The 23089-nt window shown below is 23.0% G+C and carries 17 protein-coding genes; 12 read left to right on the plus strand and 5 right to left on the minus strand.

Features of this window, described 5'->3' with window-relative positions:
- Positions 1-98 precede the first annotated feature (98 nt).
- The 4 genes from rlmN to glyA all read left to right on the plus strand — a co-directional run bounded on the left by rlmN (position 99) and on the right by glyA (position 5024).
- A complete protein-coding gene (gene rlmN / locus RJT32_RS01435) occupies positions 99-1193 on the plus strand; it encodes a 23S rRNA (adenine(2503)-C(2))-methyltransferase RlmN (RefSeq protein ID WP_343154511.1) in 1095 nt (364 codons plus the stop codon).
- 81 nt (positions 1194-1274) lie between these two features.
- Positions 1275-2390 (plus strand): flavodoxin-dependent (E)-4-hydroxy-3-methylbut-2-enyl-diphosphate synthase, encoded by a 1116-nt coding sequence (ispG, locus tag RJT32_RS01440; RefSeq protein ID WP_343154512.1) that lies wholly within the window; start codon positions 1275-1277, stop codon positions 2388-2390.
- 43 nt (positions 2391-2433) lie between these two features.
- Complete coding sequence (hisS, locus tag RJT32_RS01445) at positions 2434-3711, plus strand: histidine--tRNA ligase (RefSeq protein WP_343154513.1); 1278 nt, start codon at positions 2434-2436, stop codon at positions 3709-3711.
- Between the two features lie 59 nt (positions 3712-3770).
- Entirely contained in the window at positions 3771-5024 is a 1254-nt protein-coding gene (gene glyA, locus RJT32_RS01450; RefSeq protein WP_343154514.1) for a serine hydroxymethyltransferase, read from the plus strand.
- Between the two features lie 56 nt (positions 5025-5080).
- Here glyA and bioD read toward each other — a convergent pair whose 3' ends face one another.
- Positions 5081-5788 carry a dethiobiotin synthase gene (bioD, locus tag RJT32_RS01455; RefSeq protein WP_428994352.1) on the minus strand — a complete coding sequence of 236 codons (708 nt, stop codon included), beginning with the start codon at positions 5786-5788 and terminating at the stop codon, positions 5081-5083.
- 204 nt (positions 5789-5992) lie between these two features.
- Entirely contained in the window at positions 5993-7015 is a 1023-nt protein-coding gene (bioB, locus tag RJT32_RS01460) for a biotin synthase BioB (RefSeq protein WP_428994353.1), read from the minus strand.
- Positions 7016-7093: 78 nt separating this feature from the next.
- Here bioB and bioA point away from each other — a divergent pair, with 78 nt between their 5' ends.
- Complete coding sequence (bioA, locus tag RJT32_RS01465) at positions 7094-8380, plus strand: adenosylmethionine--8-amino-7-oxononanoate transaminase (protein ID WP_343153984.1); 1287 nt, start codon at positions 7094-7096, stop codon at positions 8378-8380.
- Between the two features lie 6 nt (positions 8381-8386).
- Here the strand turns inward: bioA and pgl are convergent, their stop codons facing one another.
- Both pgl and mfd read right to left on the minus strand, forming a co-directional pair.
- Complete coding sequence (gene pgl / locus RJT32_RS01470) at positions 8387-9391, minus strand: 6-phosphogluconolactonase (RefSeq protein ID WP_343153985.1); 1005 nt, start codon at positions 9389-9391, stop codon at positions 8387-8389.
- Positions 9392-9470: 79 nt separating this feature from the next.
- On the minus strand, positions 9471-11882 hold the full coding sequence (gene mfd / locus RJT32_RS01475) for a transcription-repair coupling factor (protein WP_343153986.1): 2412 nt from the start codon (positions 11880-11882) through the stop codon (positions 9471-9473).
- 491 nt (positions 11883-12373) lie between these two features.
- Between mfd and RJT32_RS01480 the strand changes: the two genes are divergently transcribed.
- From RJT32_RS01480 to gap, 4 genes are all read left to right on the plus strand, one after another.
- Positions 12374-13573 (plus strand): ABC transporter permease, encoded by a 1200-nt coding sequence (locus tag RJT32_RS01480; RefSeq protein ID WP_343153987.1) that lies wholly within the window; start codon positions 12374-12376, stop codon positions 13571-13573.
- Positions 13566-14255, plus strand: coding sequence for a lipoprotein-releasing ABC transporter ATP-binding protein LolD (lolD, locus tag RJT32_RS01485; RefSeq protein WP_343153988.1), 690 nt, complete (start codon positions 13566-13568; stop codon positions 14253-14255). Before RJT32_RS01480 ends, lolD begins: the two co-directional genes overlap by 8 nt.
- A gap of 59 nt (positions 14256-14314) precedes the next feature.
- Positions 14315-15493, plus strand: a complete 1179-nt coding sequence (locus RJT32_RS01490) for an FtsX-like permease family protein (RefSeq protein WP_343153989.1) — start codon at positions 14315-14317, stop codon at positions 15491-15493.
- Between the two features lie 83 nt (positions 15494-15576).
- Entirely contained in the window at positions 15577-16575 is a 999-nt protein-coding gene (gene gap / locus RJT32_RS01495; protein ID WP_343153990.1) for a type I glyceraldehyde-3-phosphate dehydrogenase, read from the plus strand.
- Between the two features lie 673 nt (positions 16576-17248).
- On the opposite strand, the gene fldA is transcribed toward gap, so the two are convergent.
- Positions 17249-17758 carry a flavodoxin FldA gene (gene fldA, locus RJT32_RS01500; protein ID WP_343153991.1) on the minus strand — a complete coding sequence of 170 codons (510 nt, stop codon included), beginning with the start codon at positions 17756-17758 and terminating at the stop codon, positions 17249-17251.
- Between the two features lie 288 nt (positions 17759-18046).
- On the opposite strand from fldA, the gene phrB reads away from it, so the two are divergent.
- Genes phrB through RJT32_RS01515 form a run of 3 tightly spaced genes read left to right on the plus strand, consistent with a single transcriptional unit; the run spans position 18047 to position 23089 of the window.
- Positions 18047-19492, plus strand: a complete 1446-nt coding sequence (gene phrB, locus RJT32_RS01505; RefSeq protein ID WP_343153992.1) for a deoxyribodipyrimidine photo-lyase — start codon at positions 18047-18049, stop codon at positions 19490-19492.
- Between the two features lie 4 nt (positions 19493-19496).
- Complete coding sequence (locus tag RJT32_RS01510) at positions 19497-20240, plus strand: Nif3-like dinuclear metal center hexameric protein (RefSeq protein ID WP_343153993.1); 744 nt, start codon at positions 19497-19499, stop codon at positions 20238-20240.
- Positions 20241-20299: 59 nt separating this feature from the next.
- Entirely contained in the window at positions 20300-23089 is a 2790-nt protein-coding gene (locus RJT32_RS01515) for a 2-oxoglutarate dehydrogenase E1 component (RefSeq protein ID WP_343153994.1), read from the plus strand.

The raw sequence follows: 23089 nt of genomic DNA on the forward strand, positions 1-23089 counted from the left end.
ATATTTAATATTTTAAATATTTTAAATTACTTTATGTTATAACAATTAAAGATTAATTAAAGTTATTTTAATAATTATTTTTAATTGGATATCAAAAAATGAATACAAATATTGATTTAAATATTTTTAATTCTAAGTTAAATTTGCTAAATTTAAGTCCTAAAAAAATTCAATCATTTTTAGCATCTATTGGGGCTAAAAATTTTACTGCTGAACAAATAATGAAGTGGATTTATAATCATAACTGTTATGATTTTAATAAAATGTTAAATATTAGTAAAAATATTAGAAAAAAACTACATCAAATTTCTTGTATAAGTATATCGAATTTTTCCGAAGAAAAAATATCCTCGGATGGCACTATAAAATGGATTACATCTTTACAGAATCAGAAAATAGAAACAGTTTACATACCAGAATTAAAAAGATCTACTCTTTGTATTTCATCACAAATTGGTTGTGCTTTAAAATGTGATTTTTGTGCTACAGGCAAGCAAGGATTTAATAGAAATTTAACAGTTTCTGAAATTATTTCTCAAATTTTACAAGCTAAAAAAAAATTAAAAAACAAAAAATTAACTAATATAGTATTCATGGGAATGGGGGAACCATTATTAAATTTTAATAATGTTGTTACAGCATTAAAAATTATTTTAAATAAAAATGGTTTTGGATTATCTAAACGTCGTATTACTTTATCAACTTCAGGAATTATACCAGCAATTGATAAATTAAATCAAAAAATTGATATTAATTTAGCAATTTCTTTACATGCTTCTAATAATTATATTAGAAATCTTATTATGCCCATTAATAAAAAATATAATATTGAACCACTTTTAAACTCAGTATCTAAATATTTAAAACATTCTAATGCAAATCGAAATGGAGTTACTATAGAATACGTAATGCTTCAAAATATTAATGATTCAATTGTCAACGCTAAAGAATTAGCTTATATTTTAAAAAAAATACCTAGCAAAATAAATCTTATTCCTTGGAATTCTTTCAAAAATTCAAATTTTATATCTAGTACTCCAAGTAAAATTAATATTTTTGCAAATATTTTAAGACAAAAGGGATTTAATACAACAATTCGAAAAAATCGAGGAAAAGATATTAATGCTGCTTGTGGTCAATTAACAGGAAATATAATTAATCGCATTAAAAAATCATTTATAAACTTAAAATAATATATTAATTTACATATTCTTTAATGAATTATAATTTAATATTAGAAACTTCTTCTAATCTTAACAAGATAATATAATAAAATGAATAAATACAAAACTATTAAGAGAAGAAAATCTGATCGTATTTATGTAGGAAATGTACCTATTGGAAATAATGCACCAATTTCTGTACAATCTATGACAAATACAAAAACAACAGATATTGAAAATACAATTAACCAAATTAATCAATTGAAAAAAGTAGGAGTTGATATCGTAAGAGTTTCTGTGCCAACAGAAGAAGCAGCGGAAGCTTTTAAAATAATCAAAAAAAAAACAAATATTCCATTAATAGCAGATATACATTTTGATTATAGATTAGCTATTAAATCCATAAAATATGGTGCTGATTGTTTAAGAATCAACCCTGGCAACATCGGTAAAAAAAGAAAGATTAATGAAGTAGTTAGTTGTGCGAAATATAATAATATTCCAATTAGAATTGGTGTTAATTCTGGTTCGCTGGAAAGTGATATACTACATAAATATAAATCTCCAGTACCAAAAGCTTTAGTAGAGTCTGCGATAAGACATATAGAATATTTAGATAGTTTAAACTTTAATCAATTTAAAGTTAGTGTAAAAGCATCAGATGTTTTTTCTGCAGTTAAAGCTAATAAAATATTATCAAAAAAAATTACACAGCCAATACATATTGGGATAACAGAATCAGGAAGTTTACGAAATGGAACAGTTAAATCGTCTATTGGAATTTATTCATTATTATCAAGTGGTATTGGAGATACTCTTAGAATTTCTTTAGCAGCTGATCCTATTGAAGAGGTAAAGGTAGGTTATGATATTTTAAAAGTTTTGGGAATTAGATTTCGAGGAATTAATTTTATTGCATGTCCTACCTGTTCACGGCAAGAATTTGATGTGATTCAAGTAGTAGAAGAATTGGAAAAACGACTAGAAGATATTGATACTTTCATGAATGTTTCTATTATCGGATGTGTTGTAAACGGCATAGGAGAAGCTAAAATGTCTACTCTAGGAGTTACTGGTGGATATAAAACAAGTGGACTATATAAAGATGGAATACGTCAAAAAAACAAAATTAGTAATAAAAATATAGTAGAAGAATTAGAAATGTATATTCGAAAAAAATCAAGTGAAATTAAAAAAATCAAAATTATAAATAAAAATAATATTTAAATATTAAAAATTTTCAAATATATTTATATAACAAGAGACGAGAGTGAATAAAAAAATTAATTCAATTAGAGGAATGCATGATTATTTTGATGAAGACGTAGATATTTGGCATAGATTAGAAAAAAGTTTTAAACAAGTATTAAATAACTATTCTTACGAAGAAATCAAGCTTCCTATATTAGAAAAAACAGAAATTTTTCAAAGAGCTATTGGTGACGTTACAGATATTATAGAAAAAGAAATGTACTCATTTACCGATAGAAAAGGAAATAGTTTAACTTTACGACCTGAGGGGACTGTAGGTTGCGTACGAGCTATAATACAAAATAATCTATTAAATAAAAAAAAATTAAAATTCTGGTATTTAGGGCCTATGTTTCGGTATGAACGCCCTCAAAAAGGTCGGTATCGTCAATTTTATCAATTAGGTGCAGAAGTTTTTGGTTTAAGTACAATAGACATTGACTTGGAAATAATTTTATTAACTCATCGTTTATGGAAAATACTTGGTATTAATTTTTATATGTTTTTAGAAATAAATTCTATTGGTTCGAAATTAGATCGTTTAGAATATCAAAAACAACTTGTTTCATTTCTTGAAAAAAATAAATCTTTTTTAGATAAACAATCTAAAGAACGTTTATATTCTAATCCATTTCGAATTTTAGACTCTAAAAATTTAAATGTTCAAAATTTATTAAAACAAGCTCCATTATTAATTAATTTTATTAATAAAGAATCATTAGGACAATTTAATAATTTATGTAATATGATCGATTTATACGGTATTAAATATAAATATAATCCTAATTTAATACGGGGATTAGATTATTATAATGATACTGTATTTGAATGGAAAAGTAATCAGATAGAATCATCACATAACACTATTTGCGCAGGAGGAAGATATAACGCTTTAATTCAAGAATTAGGAGGGGAAAAAAAACCAGCAATAGGATTTGCTATAGGAATTGAACGTTTAATTTTATTAATAAAATCATTAAATATTACGTCTAAAGTAGAAAAAATTAATATTTATATTATCTTTATAGGAGAAGAAAATAAAATTCATGCTATAAATTTATCAGAAGAAATAAGAGATATATATTCTGAACTGAAAATATTTGTAAGTTTTTCAAATCTGAGTCTTTCAAAAAAAATTAAACACGCTATTGAATCATTGTCTCGTATTGTTATTTTAATAGGATCCAACGAAATCAAAAAACAATGTTATTTGATAAAAGAACTAGAAACAAAAAAAGAATTTTATCTTTTAAAAAATGAATTAATGCTTAAAATTAGTGATATTTTTAGAAATTAATTCTTTATTAAAAATTAATTATTTTGACCATTTATTATAATTTTTAATTTGGGAAAAGTATGTTTAATAAAAGCAGTGATTTTAAAAAATACGATCCGGAATTATGGACAGCTATGCATCAAGAGCGAAACCGACAAGAAAATCATATAGAGTTAATTGCATCAGAAAATTATACTAGCACTTATGTAATGCAAGCACAAGGATCTCAATTAACTAATAAATATGCAGAAGGTTATCCTGGAAAACGTTATTATGGTGGTTGTGAAAATGTAGATATTATAGAACAATTAGCTATTGATCGTGCAAAAAAAATATTTAATGCTGACTATGCAAATGTTCAACCTCATTCAGGGTCTCAAGCTAATTTTGCTGTTTACACAGCGCTATTAATGCCTGGGGATGTAATTTTAGGATTGAATTTAACTCATGGAGGACATTTAACACATGGTGCTTCCGTGAATTTTTCAGGAAAATTATATCAATCAATAACATACGGAATTGATCAAAATGGAGAAATTAATTATAAAGAAATGTCTGAATTAGCTAAAAAACATAAACCTAAAATGATAATTGGTGGTTTTTCAGCATATTCTGGGATTTGTGATTGGTGTAAAATGCGTAATATTGCAGATGAAGTTAACGCTTATTTAGTTGTTGACATATCCCATGTAGCGGGGTTAATTGCCGCAAAACTTTATCCTAATCCGATAGATTATGCGCATGTTGTAACGAGCACTACACATAAAACATTAGCAGGACCGAGGGGTGGTCTTATTCTAGCTAAAAATGGAACTGATATTTTTTATAATCGATTAGATTTATCTGTTTTTCCGGGTGGTCAAGGCGGACCACTTATGCATGTAATTGCAGCAAAAGCAGTTGCTTTTAAAGAATCTTTAGAACCCAGTTTTAGAACATATCAAAAACAAATATTAAAGAATGCTAGGATCATGGTTGAAATATTTTTAAAAGAAAGATATGAAATAATTTCAGGAAATACTTTTAATCATTTATTTTTAATAAATTTAACTAATAAAAAAATTACAGGAAAAGATGCCGATATTGCTTTAGGAAAAGCTAATATTACTGTTAATAAAAATACAATTCCAAATGATACTAAAAGTCCGTTTATTACTTCTGGAATACGTATTGGAACACCTGCTGTAACAAGAAGAGGGTTTAAAGAATCAGAAGTATCCCAAGTTGCATATTGGATTATAAATATTTTGAACGATATTCAAAATACAAAAAATATTTTTGAAATAAAAAGTCAAGTTTTAAAACTTTGTTCTGAATATCCTGTTTATATGTAAATTTTATAATATATCCATCTTTGTTAAACATAATATTAATTACGTCAGAACATATTTTATGTAGGTAATTTAATTTTAATTTTATCAATATTTATTTGATCTGTATTTTTTAAATAAGGAACAATTCCTAATAACGGTGATTTAATATAACTTAACAAAGTTTGGATATAATATGAAGTGTATTTATTTTTTGGATAAATATTATTAGCAATCCATCCTACACATGTTAATTTATTAGAAAGAATAGATTGTTCAGTTAAAATAGCATGATTAATACAACCCAGTTTTATACCTACAATTAAAATAACTTTGAATTTTTCTATTTTCACCCAATCTGAAAAAGTATATTTATTTGATATAGGTGTAAACCATCCACCAGCACCTTCAATTAAAATCCAATTAGATTTTAAAGAAATTTTTTTTAAACCTGAGGATAAATTTTTTATTTTTATCTCTTTACCATTAATCAAACTTAATATATTAGGTGGGGCACTTTCTAAAAATGAAATTGGGTTAATTTCTTTATAAGTTAAATAAATAGAACTATTTTTTTGTAAAATATAAGCATCTTGATTAATTAATTGATATTTATTATTTGAAAGATGAGAAGCTATATTTTTATATTTTTTCATTCCTGAAGATATGGGTTTATATCCAGCTGTTTTATAACCATAATTCTTTGCTTTTTTTAATAAAATACTACTTATGGTAGTTTTTCCTATATTTGTGTCAGTTCCAGTAACAAAAAATTTTTTTATTATCATTAATTTATTAAAATATAATTTATTTGTTTAAAATACAAGAAATTTTTAAAAATATTAAATATATATATAATATATTAAAAATAAAGTAACTTAAACCAGTTATCCTGTGTATTTTATCACTTAATAAATACAAAAAATATAATAGTTTATTATTTATTCAATTTGTTTAAATTTAATATCATTTAAAATTTTCCAAAAATATTCTTAAATTGCAGCATTATAATATTTTTCTTTATTTATTTTTACATTCATCAAATTAAAATCATTTAATTCCTTTGCATGCTGTTTTTTATGTTCAGGAAATATATTTAACTTTTTGAATAGCATTAAATCACTTTCTTTTTTTGGATTATTTGAAGTTAATAATTTACATCCATAAAAAATAGAATTTGCTCCCGCCATAAAACACATGGCTTGTGTTTGATCATTCATATTTTTTCGACCTGCGGATAATCGAATATAAGATTTGGGTAACATTATACGAGTAGCTGCTATAACCCTAATGAAATCAAACGGTTCAACATCTATGTTGTTTTCCATCGGAGTTCCTGGAATTTTAACTAACATGTTTATTGGAACACTTTCAGGTTGTATTGGAAGATTGGATAATTGAATCAATAACTCCATTCTATCTTTTTTTTGCTCTCCTAATCCGATAATTCCTCCAGAACATACTTTCATTCCAGCATCACGAACTACTTCTAAAGTTTTTAAACGATCTTCGAATGTTCTTGTTGTAATAATATTCTTATAAAAATTAGCAGATGTATCTAAATTGTGATTGTAATAATCTAAACCAGCATTTGATAGTTTTTTTGCTTGAATACTGTTAATTGATCCTAAAGTCATGCAAGTTTCCATACCTATTTTTTTTACTTCTTTGATAATTTTTTCTAAATATGGAATATCTTTTTCATTTGGATTTTTCCATGCTGCACCCATACAAAAACGAGTAGAACCTGAAGATTTTGCTTGCTTTGCAGATTTTAAAATTTGTTTTAATTCTAATAACGGTTCTTTTTTTAATCCTGTTTTATATCTAGCACTTTGTGGGCAATATTTACAATCTTCTGGACATGCTCCCGTCTTAATAGATAATAATGTGCTAATTTGTATTTTATTTGGATCGAAATGTTCTCGATGTTTCTTTTGAGCCTCAAAAATAAGATCAAAAAAAGGTTTTTCAAATAATATTTTTGTCTTTTTAAGAGTCCATTTTTCTTTCATATAATCTCCAAAAAAATATGATTTTATTTAATTAAACCCTTATAATAAAGTATTCAATATTTTTATACATAAATTATAATGAGTCAATCTGATATATTATTTGATCATAAACATATTTGGCATCCATATTCTTCTATTATTAATCCACTTTTTTGTCATCCTGTAATATCAGCAAAAGGAGTATATTTAAAATTAAAAAATGGAAAAAACATAATAGATGGAATGTCTTCATGGTGGTCTGCCATACATGGATACAATCATCCTATACTAAATAAAGCTTTAAAAAAACAAATAAAAAAAATGTCTCATGTTATGTTTGGAGGTATAAGTCATCCGCCTGCTATTCTATTATGTAGAAAATTAATTCAATTAACTCCAGAAAAATTAGATTGTGTTTTTCTATCGGATTCTGGTTCAATAGCTATTGAAGTAGCAATAAAAATGTTAATACAATATTGGCAATCCTTAGGGGAAAATAGAACTCAGATATTAACTATTAAAAATTCATATCATGGTGATACTTTTGGTGCTATGTCTATTTCCGATCCAGAAAATTCCATACATAAAATATATAATCAATTTTTGCCAAAAAATTTATTTGCAAATCCTCCTATTTCCAATTTTAATGAAGAATGGAATTCTAATGATATTATATCGTTTCAAAAAATCATAGAAAAAAATAGATTCAATATAGCTGGCGTAATATTAGAGCCGATAGTTCAAGGTGTTGGAGGTATGAAGTTTTATCATCCTATGTTTCTAAAAAAAGTTGAAAAATTATGTAAATTGTATAAAATTCCATTAGTTTTTGATGAGATTGCCACAGGATTTGGTAGAACTGGAAAATTTTTTGCATTTCAACATGCCAATGTCACTCCTGATATATTATGTATAGGAAAAGCAATGACTGGTGGAACAATAACATTAGCAGCAACTATCACCTCTCGAAACATTGCTGATGTTATCAGTAATAGTGATATTGGCTGTTTTATGCATGGACCAACTTATATGGGTAATCCACTCGCGTGCTCTGTGGCTTATGCTAATATAAAAATATTAGAAAAAAACGAATGGAAAAAACAAATTATTAATATTGAAAAAGAACTATTTAAAAATTTATTACCTTTACTTCATCATCCTAGGGTTATTGATGTTCGTGTTTTAGGTGCTATAGGTGTAGTTGAATGTAAACAACACGTTAATTTAGAGCGGATACAAAAATTTTTTGTAAAAAATGGTGTTTGGATAAGACCTTTTAAAAAATTAATTTATATTGTCCCACCATATATCATCAGTATAAATAATTTAAAAAAACTTATCAAAGTTATTACACAGTCTTTGAATGAAAATACTTTATTTATTTAAACTTATTTAAATTTTACAGATCATTGTCCATAATGGTTCTTTTCCCGTAGAATACGTATGAATTTTTTTCAAATCTCCATTTTTTTTATGAATACTATATAAACTAAATTTATTAGATTTTTGACCGGCTACTATCATATATTTGTTATCTTCATCAATACAAAATGTTCGAGGTTGTGTTTCTGTAAAATAAATATTAATAAATACAATTGTACCATCGATTTGATTGACGTGAAATAACGAAATAGAATTTAATGTTCTATCAGAAACATATAAAAAACTACCGCATGATGTCAGATGAATATCAGCAGACCAATATGTATTACACATCACATTATTTATTATGGAAATATTTTGTATATTTTTTACCTTTGCCTCATTTTGATGAATATATATTTTCCAAACATCTACAGTACCATTTAATTCATTTATAGTATAAATAAAATCTTGATTATTAGGATGAAATACAATATGACGTGGACCAGAATTAATTTTAGTTTGAATAAATTTTTGTTCTGTACTTTTCAATATACCATATTTTGTTAAATAATATAAATAAATACAATCTTCTTTCAATGAAGTTATAAATAACATGTTATATTTAGTATTAAATAATGCACTATGACAACCCTTAATATTATAGATAATTTGTATTGGATCCTGAGGTATTCCATATTTATTTAAAGGTATAACACTTAAAGAGTTATGATGGTATGAACTACAAAACAAAAATTTTTTATGAGAGCAAAAAGAAATATAATTAGGGCTTCCGGGGATGTAGATTTGGCTGTTTTTTTTCAACATTCCATTTTCTTCTATAGTATATACAAGTATACGGTTGTCAGGACGAACACCAGCATATAATAAATTTTTATCTTTAATTAAATTTATTGGTTGTACTTGACCATCAGTTTCAATTTTTTGAATGAGTTGCATATTTCCATTTTGATACAAATCCCAAATTTCTATATCTTGACTCATGGAATTAGCAATATAAACAATTTGTTTCATATATTTCCTTTCTATATATATTTAAATATACAATAAATATTGTATTTATAATTAAATCTTGAATTTTTTTAAATCGATTTTAATTGTCTGAAAGTTTTAAATTTTTTAATAAATGAAAAATCCAATTTAAACGTAAAAAATCATTTTGAAAATTATGAACAAATTTTATTTTAGTTGAATTAATCATTTTCCAAAGATGAGGTTCTTTTTGAAAAATTGAAAGTAAATATTTCATATTAATTAAGCTATTTTTATTAAATTTTATAATTCCTATATTTCGATTAGATTTAATATGTGAAATACAAATTTTTTTTGCTAATAATTTGATTTTAGCAATTAAAAATAAATTTTCCGCAAATATTGGCAATTTTCCAAATTGACTTAAAATTTCAAAATATATTTTTTTAATTTCTTTTTCACTAATAGCATTTTCAATTTTTTCGTAAAAAAATAATCTTTGATTTATATCTGAGATATAATTATTTGGTAATAACGAAGGTGCATGAAGTTCAATATTTGATTTTTTAATTAAATTTTCTAATAATATTGTTTTTTCTCCTTTTTGAAAAAGTTTAATAGTTTTATTTAATAGCTTCATATATAAATTAATTCCTATACCATTTATATGTCCACTCTGCTCTTTTCCAAGTAATTCTCCTATTCCTCTTATTTCTAAATCTCTATTAGATAAATTAAATCCGCTTCCAAAATTATTTGTAAGAGCAATTGCATCTAGTCTTTTTTTTGCATCTAATGTAATTTTTTTTAAATTGTTAACGATAAAAAAAGCATATCCTTGATGATTAGACCGTCCAATTCTACCTCTAAGTTGATGTAATTGAGATAATCCAAAATGATCTGAATTCTCAACAATAATAGTATTTGCTTTAGGTATATCAATTCCACTTTCTATAATGGTTGTACAAACTAATATATTAAAACGATTTTGATAAAATTCATTCATTATACTTTGTAACTCAATATGATTCATTTTACCATGACCAACTTTGATTTTTGCATAAGGAACTAAATTAAATAATCTAGAAGCTATATCATAAATTCCTCGAACCTTATTGTATACATAATATACTTGTCCACCTCGAGAGATTTCTTTTGAAATTGCTTTTTTTATTAAATTAGGATTATATTCTTCTATAAAAGTTTGTATTTTTTTTCTTTCTTCGGGAGGATTGGATATAATAGATAAGTCTTTTATACCACTCATCGCCATATTTAATGTACGAGGAATTGGTGTGGCAGTTAAAGTTAATATATCAATATGAGAATATTTTTTTTTAATTATTTCTTTATGAACTACACCAAATCGATGTTCTTCATCGATAATTAATAGACCTAGATTATACCATTGAATATTTTCAAATAAAATTTTATGAGTACCTATTAATATATTAATTTTTCCAATTTCAATATTTTTTAAAATTTTTTCTTTTTCTTTTTCATTTCTAAATCTAGATAATATCTCTATATTTAAAGACCAATTATAAAATCGTTTTAAAAAATTATTAAAATGTTGTTCTGCTAATAATGTTGTCGGGACTAAAACAACAACTTGTTTTTGATTTGATATACATATAAAAGCTGCACGCATAGCTACTTCTGTTTTTCCAACACCTACATCACCACAAATCAATCTATCCATAGGAATATTTTTATACATATCATTTAAAACAGATTTTATAGCAAGTTCTTGATCTGAAGTTGTTTTAAACGGAAAATTTTTGCAAAAAAGATCATATTCTTTTTCATTTATTTTAAATGAAAAACCTTTTTGAGATAATCTATTGGCATAAATTTTTAATAAAGCTGCGGCATAATCACATAAATTTTTAGTAATCTTTCCTTTTTCTTTATCCCATCTGTCATTTCCCAATTTATCTAAAGCAATGTTTTTTTCTAAGTTTCCAACATATGGAGAAACAAGATGTAAATATGAAATAGGAACATATAATTTATTTTCTTCTGCATATAAAATTATTAGATATTCAGATTCAAAACTTGCAGTTTTTATTGTAGTTAATCCTTTGTATTTTCCAATTCCGTGTTGTATATGTATAATAAGATCATTGATTTTTAATTGATATAAACATTTATTATTATTTGATGAAATATTTGTATTATTTAAAATGTTAAATATTTCTTGTGTAGAAACAAATAAAAAATTTTTTTTAGTATCTATAAAACTATTATATAAATTCCCTATAATATAAAAAAAATTATTCTTATTATTAATATCATAAAAACTTTTTATATATTTAGGATAAATATTTCTTAAATTTAAAAATTTTAAAATTGTTATTAAACATTCTTTTTTTGTTATAAAAAAAATAACTTTTCCTGAAAAATTATATAAAAAAGAAAAAATTTTATTAAAATTCTTTTCCGTTGTATTTTTTTTAAAAAAATTGGGTAATTCTTTATATTTATAATTAAAAGAACTTTCGTTTTCTATATTTTGTAAGAATATTTTCATAGTAGAATATTTTTAAAATAAAATGAAAATTTTTTAATTAAAATTGAATTTAATTATTTTAAAATTATTGCTTTTTTTAATAAAATATATTTGTAAAATTTTAAAAATTTTTAAAATTATATTTATTAATCAATGCGTTATAAATAATAATTAAAATATTTTTAATAAATAATTTTCAATGAAAATGGTTGTAAAGATTAAATTTCTTTAATATTAAAAATATTTTAAAACATAAAATGTAATTTATTTTTATAAATTAAAATAATAATAATATTAAAATTTTTAAAATAAACACATCATAATTAGTTGATTTTAAAAAAAATATTTTATCATTCAACACATTATTTAAATTTTAATACTTTTTTATATTTAAAAATGTTTTTTAATTATGATAAAATATAATTTTTATTTAATTGATTTATTTTTTATTAAAAATTGATTTATTAATGAAAAAATATTACAAAATATTTCAACTATAAAAGATATTATTAATGTATAAGCCTGTATATATATTTATTGGTTTACGTTATTTATGGAATTCTCGTTTAACAAGTTTTAAAAAAATTATTACTTTTTTATCTATTATAGGTATTAGTATTGGCGTAGCGTCTATTATTATTACAGTAGCCTTATTTAATGGATTTCAAAATGAATTTAAAAAAAATATTTTATCATTTATACCTCATATAATTATTACTAATCGAGATTATTGTATTAATGAAAAAAAATTTCCTAAAAATATTTTAAAATCAAAAAATATTCAAAAAATATCTAGTTTTATTAGTAGTAAAGTTTTCATTCAAAATAAAGAAAACATAACTATAGGTGAAATTATTTCTTTTAAAGAAAAAAATTATAATGTTTTTAAAGACTATAATGTCCTGAATAATTTACACATGTTCAAATCTAACGAAAATAATATTATTATTGGAAAAAAATTAGCAGAAAAATTAAATATTAACATTAACGATATAATTAAATTAATCGTTTTTCCTAGTAATAAAAAACATTTTTTGAAAAATCTTTTAAATAACCAAACATTTAAAGTAACTAATATATTTTATACCAAAAATGAAATTGATAATTATCAAATATTAATGCATAGTAAAGTTGCTTTAAATTTTTTAAATTACCATCAAAATTATATTACTGGTTGGAGAATTTGGTTAAAAAACCCATTTTCTTTTGATATAAATACAATGCAAATAAACAAAAATAATTTACTTTTTTTAGATTGGAAACTAAAACACAATGAATTATTTAGAGCGTTTAATACTGAAAAATATATTATATTATTTTTTTTAATTTCAATTTTATTAGTTGTAGGAATTAATGTAGTTATTACTTTAACAGTAAGTATAGTAGAAAAACAAAACATTATTGCAATCTTAAAAACACAAGGATTGTGTCGTAAAAAAATTATGTTAATTTTTATTACATTAGGAGCTAGCACCGCTATTGTTGGAAATTTATTTGGAATGCTAATTAGTTTTGTATTAATTTTTCAAAAAAATATTTTAAATTCGTTAATACATTCGGTTTTTAATAATACTGATATTCAAATAAACATTTTTCCATTTCAAATTTTTTTAGTTAATATTACATTTATATTAATTTCTGTTTTATCTACATTATATCCCGCTTGGAATATTACTAAATTAACACCTTCTAAAATTTTATCTAATGAATAACATAATTTTAAAGTGTATCAATCTAACTAAATCTTATCAAGATGGTATAAAAAACGTTCATATTCTAAAAGAAACATCATTTTATCTCAACAAAAGTCATATCGCAGTTATTGTTGGAAAATCAGGATCGGGAAAAAGTACTTTTTTACACTTAATTAGTGGTTTAGAAAAACCTACTTCTGGCACTATTGTATTTGATGGTATACCGTTAAATTCACTTTCATCTAATCAAATAGCTAAATTAAGAAATTTAAATTTAGGATTTATATATCAATTTCATCATTTACTTTTAGATTTTAATATTCTAGAAAATGTTGCTATGCCATTACTTATTAATAATAAAAACATTGAACAAGCAAAAGAAGACGCACATGAAATGTTAATAAAAGTAAATTTAGAAAAAAAAATTTATAAATATCCATCTGAGCTGTCTGGCGGCGAAAGACAACGCGTAGCTATTGCTCGCGCTTTTATTAATAAACCAAAGTTAATAATAGCGGATGAACCCACTAGTCATTTAGACTCTTATCATTCAAAAAAAATTTTTGATTTAATATTTGAACTAAATAGTAATTTAAATACTTCTTTTTTAATTGTAACGCATGATCTTTTTTTTTCAAAAAAAGTAGATGTTTTATTTGAAATAAAAAATGGTCAGCTAAAATATAAAAACATTAAATGAATTTTTTACCTTTTTTTATTTCAAAACGATTGTATTTTCAAAATAATAAGAATCACACAATGTTTTTAATTTCTATTTTGTCTAAAATAGGAGTTTCTATTAGCGTTTTTATATTAATAATAAGTATTAGTGCTTTAAATGGTTTTAAAATATTAATTAATAAAAATATTTTATCATCTTTGCCTCATGGTATTATAAAATCAACAAATCATCCATTTTTTTATTGGAAAAAAATTATAAAACAAATTAATTGTATATCAGGAATTGATTATTCCGAACCATATATTTTAATGAATGGAGTGTTATTAAAAAAAAATAAAATTAAATTTTTAAATATTAAAAGCTTTAAAAAAATAAAATATATAAAAAAATATTTTTCTTTTCAAGCACAAAATAATCAGTTATTAAAGTTAAATAATTTTAAAAAAAATCAAATAATTCTTTCTTCTTCTTTGTGTAAAGATTTATTAGCCAAAAAAGGAGATTGGATTAATCTAATTATTTTGGATAATAAGTTTTCCTTTCAGTTAAATAAAATAAAAATTTTTTCTTTTCAAATTAAGTCTATATTTCATTCTAATGGTATTTCAAACGATAATATAGGATTAATTCCTTTTTCTTTTTTTAAAAATAATTTTAATATAGAAAATAATATTAATACTATTGAATTATACATGTCTACTCCTTTAGAGGCTAACAAAATTATTTTAGATGTAGCTAAAAAAATTAACATTCCTATTTTTTTATATACTTGGATAAAAGATTATAAATATATATATGATGATATTAAAAAAATTAAAATGATAATATATGTTCTATTGTTTTTACTAATAATTATTTCTACATTTGGTGTTATATCCATCTCTTTACTATCTATTTCTAAAAAAATAAAAGATATTTCTATTTTACGTAGTATAGGTGCAAATAATATGTTAATCCAATTAATTTTTTTATATTATGGATTTCGTTCTATTTTTATAGGAAGTTTAATTGGTTTAATATCTGGAATTATAACTGTTTTAAACAGTGAAAAAATTATGTTTTTTTTAGAAAAAAATTTTAGTAATAACTTATTAGTAAACAATATTTATTATCATAATTTTTTATTATTACAGCTAAATTTATCAGATATAATTATCATTTTTATTAGTACTATAATAATAGGAATTATTACAAATTGGTATCCAGCATATTACGCTTCAAAAATAGATCCTAGTAAGATGTTAAAAAAATTTTAGTTTTGTAAAATTATTCAGCAACATTTTTAATTAAAATTTTTGTAAATGTAACATTAATTTATTCATAAAAAAACGGTGAAATTATGACTATTAAAGTAGGAATAAATGGATTTGGTCGTATTGGGCGTGTTTTATTTCGGTTAGCCCAAAAACGTAAAAACATTGAAATTGTAGCAATAAATGATTTGATGGATCCTAAATATATAGCTTACATGTTAAAATATGATTCTACACATGGTATTTTTAAACAAAAAATTGAAGTACAAAATCAGAGTATTATTGTTAATGGAAAAACTATTAGAATCACTGCAATAAAAGATCCTAAAAAATTAATGTGGGATAATTTATCAATTGATGTAGTAATTGAATCTACAGGTCTTTTTTTAACTGAAGAAACCGCTTATCAACATATTTTAGCTGGCTCTAAAAAAGTTGTAATAACTGGCCCATCGAAAGATAATATTCCAATGTTTGTTAGAGGAGCTAATTTTGATAAATATAAAGGTGAAAAAATTGTATCTAATGCATCTTGTACAACTAATTGTTTAGCTCCTTTATCAAAAGTAATAGATGATAATTTTAATATTATTGAAGGCTTGATGACTACTGTTCACGCAGCTACTGCTACTCAAAAAGTTGTTGATGGACCTTCGAATAAAGATTGGAGAGGAGGAAGGGGAGTTTTTCAAAATATCATTCCTTCTTCAACTGGTGCAGCTCTTGCCGTAGGGAAAGTTTTACCAAATTTAAATGGAAAACTAACAGGTATAGCATTTCGCATTCCTACACCTAATGTATCTGTTGTAGATTTAACAGTTCGTTATGAAAAATCAGCAACATATGAAGAAATATGTTCTGTAATTAAGAAGGCATCAACAGAAGAAATGAAGGGAATTTTAGGATATACAGAAAATGATGCAGTATCTTCAGATTTTAATGGAGAGGAATTAACTTCAATATTTGACATTAAAGCAAGTTTATCATTAAATAAAAATTTCGCTAAACTAATTTCTTGGTATGATAATGAAACTGGTTATTCTAGTAAAGTTTTAGATTTGGTTACATTAGTTGCTGAAAAATAATATTATATTTATAATTTATGAAATAGCAGTATTAAGTTTTTACTTAATACTGCGTGCTGAAAATCTATAAAATAGCAACAATGATTTTTTTATTACCTTAGTTAATTTAATAAAAAAAATATTATCACTTATAAAAACCTCCTATACGAGTTATTTTAGATTTTTTCTAATATTTTAAGATATAATATTCGTATTATTAAAAGCTATTTTAATGTGTTTTTATGAAATGTGTTATATTCATTAAAACTATTAAATTGATCAGTTATAAAACAATTGTATTTAAATACATTTCTGTTAAAAATATTATGAATTGAATTATTTTGTTTAAAAATTAGTTATTGTTTATTATGATTATATTTAAATATTTTATTATCTATTCAAAATAAAAAACTAGATATACCAATTTCCTTATCTTATTTGAATTAAATGATTTCAATAAAAATTGTTTAATTACATATTTTTTTAAATTAAATAAAAAATTTTTAATAAATTAGTATTTTTAAAATTTAAGCTTAAATTAAATATTTTAAATAAAATATTTTTTTATAAAAAATTATACGATATTTTTTATTTTTTCTTGTGATAAATCGAGTAAATTTATTTTAATAATAATATTGTTTTATCTCATAAATGATAAATAAACTTTAAATTTTCTAAAAAATATTGATAATTTTTAATAAAATTTTAAGATAATATTTTTTATCCATTTTTTTATACGATCTTTCGTTTGATCTGATTGACGATCTTCATCTAAAGTTAAACCTATAAAATAATCTTTATTTAATAAAGCTTTAGAAGTAGTAAAATCATATCCTTTTGTCGACCATTCACCAATTATTTGTGCTTTATTTTGTTTGATAATTTTATATACTACACTTAATGCATCACAAAAATATTCACTGTAATCTTCTTGGTCGCCACATCCAAAAAGAGCGATTTTTTTGTTTAAAAAATTTATTTTTTTTAAAATAGGTAAAAAATCATCCCAATCACATTGTACTTCGCCATAATACCAAGTAGGTATTCCAAAAATTAAATTATTAAAACTTTCTATATCTTTTTTAGAAGAATTGCTAATATCATATAAAACAGAGTTATTTTTACCAATTTCTTGATGCATTTTTTTTGCTATTTTTTCTGTATTACCAGTATCGCTACCAAAAAAAATACCTATTTTTTCCATATTTTTCTCCATATATTCAAATAAGGCTTATTTTAAAATTTTTTTAAAAATCAATTTTAATATAAATATATAAATTCAAAACTATTTTTAAAAAAATTATCAAATGACATATATTAAATTTATTAAAATTTTTATAAATTTATTTGAATTTCAATTATAATGAATAAATTTTAAAAATGTTTCATCTATCATTTATTAATATATTGATTTTAAAAAAACAATTAAAATTTTCAATAAAAATTACAATATGTTGTGTATTATAAATATAAAAATTTAAAAGTAAAAATAATGAATAAAAATCTAATGTGGTTTCGAAATGATCTTCGAATACATGATAATACAGCTTTACATAATGCATGTTTATCTAATATAGATGAAGTGATATGTTTATTTATTTCTACTCCAAAACAATGGAAAAAACACTTTGTTTCTGTTAAAAAAATATCTTTTATTTATCAAAATTTAATATCCCTAAAAAAAGAATTATTAAAATTAAATATTATTTTATATTATTATGAATGCACTGATTTTTTAAGTTCTATAGAATATTTATTTTATTTTTGCGGAAAACATAAAGTTAATAGTTTATTTTATAATTACCAATATGAATCGAATGAAAAAGATAGAGATTATTTAATAACACAAAAATTATCTATGCAAGGTATTTCTATAAAAGGTTTTCACGACAATCTTTTAATAAATCCTAATAAAATAAAAAATAAAAATGGTCAACCTTATAAAAAATTTTATTTTTTTAAACATACAATAATAAATTATTTATCAGAAAATGTTCCTATATGTTTTCCTATTCCTAAAAAAAGAATTTTGTGTAATAAAAATAATATAGATCGAATATATTTTTCTAAAAATTTTCATATAAATTTTAATCAAAATTTATTTCCTATTGGAGAAAAAGAAGCTATCAAAAAACTAAAATTTTTTTACACTTATAAAATTGAAGATTATTTGGTAAAAAGAAACTTTCCATCTTTGAATGGCACAAGTATGCTTTCTCCATATTTATCTCTTGGAATAATATCTATAAGATATTGTTTACAAATTCTATTTAAAAAATATAAAAAAAAACCTTTGATTGATACACTTCATACGCCTTGGATAAATGAAATAATATGGCGTGAATTTTATTATCATTTACTAATTAATTTTCCTATGCTTAGTAAATCTCAATCATTATTTAAATGGGAAAAAAAAATAAATTGGTCAAATAATATAAATTATTTGAATTCTTGGAAAAATGGAGAAACTGGTTTTCCGATTGTAGATGCAGCTATGAAGCAATTATATCAAATAGGATGGATGCATAATAGATTAAGAATGATTACAGCAAGTTTTTTAGTAAAAAATCTTTTAATCAATTGGAGATATGGTGAAAAATATTTTATGTCTCATTTAATTGATGGCGATTATGCATTAAATAATGGAGGATGGCAATGGTCTGCTTCAATTGGTAGTGATTCGACATCTTATATACGTGTTTTTCATCCGTCACGTCAATCTGAAATTTTTGATAAATCAGGTGCTTTTATAAAAAAATATTTACCTTCACTTAAAATAGTACCAAATAATTATATTCATAATCCATATGAATGGATAATTAAAAGTAAGTGTCAAATAGATTATCCAAAACCAATTGTAAACTATCAAAATAGCAAACAAAAATTTTTATTAGAATATAAATTAGCTAAATCATTTTATAACAAAAACAAAGATTAAATATATGGAAAATTTTATTTTAGAAAAAATTATTAATAATAAATTATTCAATAATCAGAGTGAAGATATAGTACCGAATGGATTGCAAGTAGAAGGAGATAAAATAATTAACAAAATTATTACAGGCGTTAGTATTTGTCAAGATTTATTAGATGCAGCTTTACATTATCAAGCTAATACTATTATTGTTCATCATGGGCTTTTTTGGGGTAAAGAATCAAAATATATTCATAATATACAAAAAAATAGGTTAAAAACTATACTTACTCATAATATCAATTTATATAGCTGGCATTTACCATTAGATATTCATCCAGAATTAGGTAACAATGTACAAATTGCTAAAAAATTAAATATTTCTATAAAAGGTGAAATCCTACCATACGTTTTATGGGGTGATTTGCCATCTAAAATAAGTGGTTTTGAGTTTTCAAAAACGATAGAAAAAACTTTTAAAAAAAAACCTACGCATTTTTATAAAAACGCTCCAGATTATATTCAGCACATAGCATGGTGCAGTGGGAAAGGTCAAAATTTTATTAAACAAGCATATAAATATGGAATTGATGCTTTTTTAACCGGTGAAGTGTCTGAAGAAACAATATATATTGCCAAAGAATTAGGTATCCATTTTTTTTCTATTGGACACTATTGTAGTGAAAGAGATGGAATCAAATCTTTAGGTAAGTGGTTACATAAAACATATAATTTAGATGTTGCTTTTATTGATATTTATAATCCTGCGTAATTATCATAAAGTATTATTTAAGTTAAATAAATAATTTGTTAAAATTTTAGATAAAAATTATGAATAAAAATACGATAAAAGATTTATTTTATTCTTCTTGGTTATTTTCAAATAATCAAAAATATATTGAGTATATATATCAAGAATTTTTAAAAAATCCGTCATCCGTTAATCCTACGTGGCAAGAAGAATTTATAAATTTATCCATTTATGACAAAAAAATCATAAAAAAAAATGATTGTTTAAATCAAATATCGACAAACAACAAAGAAAAAGAATATACAGAATCAAATAAAAAAAATAATAATCAGTTCGATTACAAAATTAATCAAATGATTAATTTTTTTAAAAAGAAAGGTTATAAAAAAGCTTTAATAGATCCTATTCAACTAAAAAATCAAAAAAAATATCCATATTTAGAACTTTTTTTTTACAAATTTAACAAAGATGAATTGCAAAAAACAATAAAAATTAATTTTCAAAAAAATTCGAGTTATAAAATAAAAGTAATAGATTTATATAACAAACTCAATGATAAATATTGTAGTTCCGTAGGTTTTGAATATATGTATATTGATAATATATATCAAAAAAGATGGATCACAGAATATATAGAATTATATTTTAAAGAAAACTTAATATCAAAAGAAAAAAAAATACAATTTTTAAAAGAAATAATTTATGCAGAAACTTTAGAAAAATATTTAGGTAAAAAATTTTCTAGTGCAAAACGTTTTTCTTTAGAAGGGGCTGAAACACTTATTACAATATTACATGAAATAATACGTTATTCAAAGAAAAATGATATTTTGGATATTATTATAGGTATGGCGCATAGAGGTAGATTAAACGTATTAGTTAATGTATTGAATAAAAATCCTCAAATATTATTTGATGAATTTTCTGGGAAAAATAACATATGTACGGAACAAAGTGGAGATGTTAAATATCATATGGGTGGATTCTCAAAAATTAAATATCAAAATAAAGTAATTAATTTAAAATTAGAATACAACCCATCGCATTTAGAAATAATTAATCCAGTAATTCTTGGTATAACACGAGCCTCTATAGATAAATCAAAACATCTAAAAAACCAAGTTTTATCTATTAGTATTCATGGAGATGCTTCAATTATTGGTCAAGGCGTTGTACAAGAAACATTAAATATGTCTAAAACTGAAGGTTATGAAGTAGGTGGTACTGTTCATATTGTAATCAATAACCAAATTGGTTTTACTACGTCCAATCCTAGACATCTTCGGTCTAGTAAAAATTGTACTGATATTGCAAAATTAATTCAAGCACCTATTTTTCATGTAAATGCTGATGATATAGAATCTTCTATTTTTGTAACTCAACTAGCTTTAGATTTTAAAAAAACATTTAATAAAGACGTATTTATAGATTTAGTATGTTACAGAAGACATGGTCATAATGAGGTAGATGACCCCTTCGTAACGCAGCCTATTATGTATAAAAAAATTCAAAATCATTCTACTGTTACTGACATATACTCTACTTCATTAATCAATAAAAAATTAATTACCCCAAATGATATACATCACATAATACAAAAATATTCTTCTAAATTAGAAACAGGACAAGAAATTTTTTGTATAAAAGAAGTTATATACTTTCCACATGAAAAAATTCCTCATTTTAAAATAGAAAAAAAATCAAAAAAATTAAATTTCAAAGAAATTGAACAGTTGTTATATTGTATTAATACTATTCCTCAATCTATCAAAATACATAGAAGAGTTAAAAAAATTTATCAAGATAGAATCGAAATGTCTAAAGGAAATAAACTATTCGACTGGGGTGCAGCCGAATCTTTAGCATATGCAACAATACTTAATGAAGGTATTTCATGTCGTATTTCAGGTGAAGACGTTCGAAGAGGAACATTTTTTCACCGTCATTCTTGTATTTATGATCAAAATAACGGATCTATTTATATACCATTGAAAAATATTCAAAATAATCAAGGAAAATTTGAAATTTGGGATTCTGTTTTATCAGAAGAAGCCGTTTTAGCATTTGAATATGGATATTCTTTATATCCTTCAAATACTTTAACTATCTGGGAGGCGCAATTTGGAGATTTTGTTAATGGAGCTCAAATTGTCATTGATCAATTTATTAGTTCTAGTGAGCAAAAATGGAATAGAATATCTAATTTAGTAATTTTTTTACCTCATGGATATGAAGGACAAGGACCGGAGCATTCTTCAGGTAGAATTGAACGATTTCTTCAACTTTGCGCACAAAATAACATGCAAATATGTATACCTACTACATCTTCACAAATATTTCATTTATTAAGAAGACAAATTTTTGAAAATATTTATAAACCATTAGTTATTTTTACTCCTAAATCTCTTTTACGACATCCTATGGCGTCATCTTCTTTACAAGATATAATAAATAATAATTTTAAAAAAATAATAGATAATACTAATGATGATTTAAAGAAAATTAAACGTATTATTTTTTGTTCTGGTAAAATATATTACGATCTTTTAGAATATCAAGACACACATAATATTACAAACGTTTCAATAATTCGTATCGAACAACTATATCCCTTTCCAACTAATGAAATATCAAATATATTAAAAAAATATTTTTATGTTAAAGATTTTATTTGGTGTCAAGAAGAACCATTAAATCAAGGAGCATGGTTTTATATAAAAAATTATTTATCTCAAATTTTACCATCGTCTTCAAAATTTAATTATGTTGGTCGCGCGTCTTCTGCATCTTCTGCAGTAGGTCATATTCAACTACATAAGAAAGAACAAAAAAAATTAATAAAAAATGCGTTAAATTTAAAAATTACTTAA

The sequence above is a fragment of the Buchnera aphidicola (Aphis aurantii) genome (assembly GCF_039388985.1).
Lineage (GTDB): Bacteria > Pseudomonadota > Gammaproteobacteria > Enterobacterales > Enterobacteriaceae > Buchnera > Buchnera aphidicola_BL.

What these genes read in the sequence shown, in the direction of transcription:
- ispG (WP_343154512.1), top strand. Translation starts at nt 1,275, where the DNA reads ATGAATAAATACAAAACTATTAAGAGAAGAAAATCTGATCGTATTTAT.
- rlmN (WP_343154511.1), top strand. Translation starts at nt 99, where the DNA reads ATGAATACAAATATTGATTTAAATATTTTTAATTCTAAGTTAAATTTG.
- lolD (WP_343153988.1), top strand. Translation starts at nt 13,566, where the DNA reads ATGAATAACATAATTTTAAAGTGTATCAATCTAACTAAATCTTATCAA.
- phrB (WP_343153992.1), top strand. Translation starts at nt 18,047, where the DNA reads ATGAATAAAAATCTAATGTGGTTTCGAAATGATCTTCGAATACATGAT.
- glyA (WP_343154514.1), top strand. Translation starts at nt 3,771, where the DNA reads ATGTTTAATAAAAGCAGTGATTTTAAAAAATACGATCCGGAATTATGG.
- RJT32_RS01515 (WP_343153994.1), top strand. Translation starts at nt 20,300, where the DNA reads ATGAATAAAAATACGATAAAAGATTTATTTTATTCTTCTTGGTTATTT.
- RJT32_RS01490 (WP_343153989.1), top strand. Translation starts at nt 14,315, where the DNA reads ATGTTTTTAATTTCTATTTTGTCTAAAATAGGAGTTTCTATTAGCGTT.
- bioA (WP_343153984.1), top strand. Translation starts at nt 7,094, where the DNA reads ATGAGTCAATCTGATATATTATTTGATCATAAACATATTTGGCATCCA.
- pgl (WP_343153985.1), bottom strand. Translation starts at nt 9,391, where the DNA reads ATGAAACAAATTGTTTATATTGCTAATTCCATGAGTCAAGATATAGAA.
- gap (WP_343153990.1), top strand. Translation starts at nt 15,577, where the DNA reads ATGACTATTAAAGTAGGAATAAATGGATTTGGTCGTATTGGGCGTGTT.
- mfd (WP_343153986.1), bottom strand. Translation starts at nt 11,882, where the DNA reads ATGAAAATATTCTTACAAAATATAGAAAACGAAAGTTCTTTTAATTAT.
- fldA (WP_343153991.1), bottom strand. Translation starts at nt 17,758, where the DNA reads ATGGAAAAAATAGGTATTTTTTTTGGTAGCGATACTGGTAATACAGAA.
- RJT32_RS01510 (WP_343153993.1), top strand. Translation starts at nt 19,497, where the DNA reads ATGGAAAATTTTATTTTAGAAAAAATTATTAATAATAAATTATTCAAT.
- bioD (WP_428994352.1), bottom strand. Translation starts at nt 5,788, where the DNA reads ATGATAATAAAAAAATTTTTTGTTACTGGAACTGACACAAATATAGGA.
- bioB (WP_428994353.1), bottom strand. Translation starts at nt 7,015, where the DNA reads ATGAAAGAAAAATGGACTCTTAAAAAGACAAAAATATTATTTGAAAAA.
- RJT32_RS01480 (WP_343153987.1), top strand. Translation starts at nt 12,374, where the DNA reads ATGTATAAGCCTGTATATATATTTATTGGTTTACGTTATTTATGGAAT.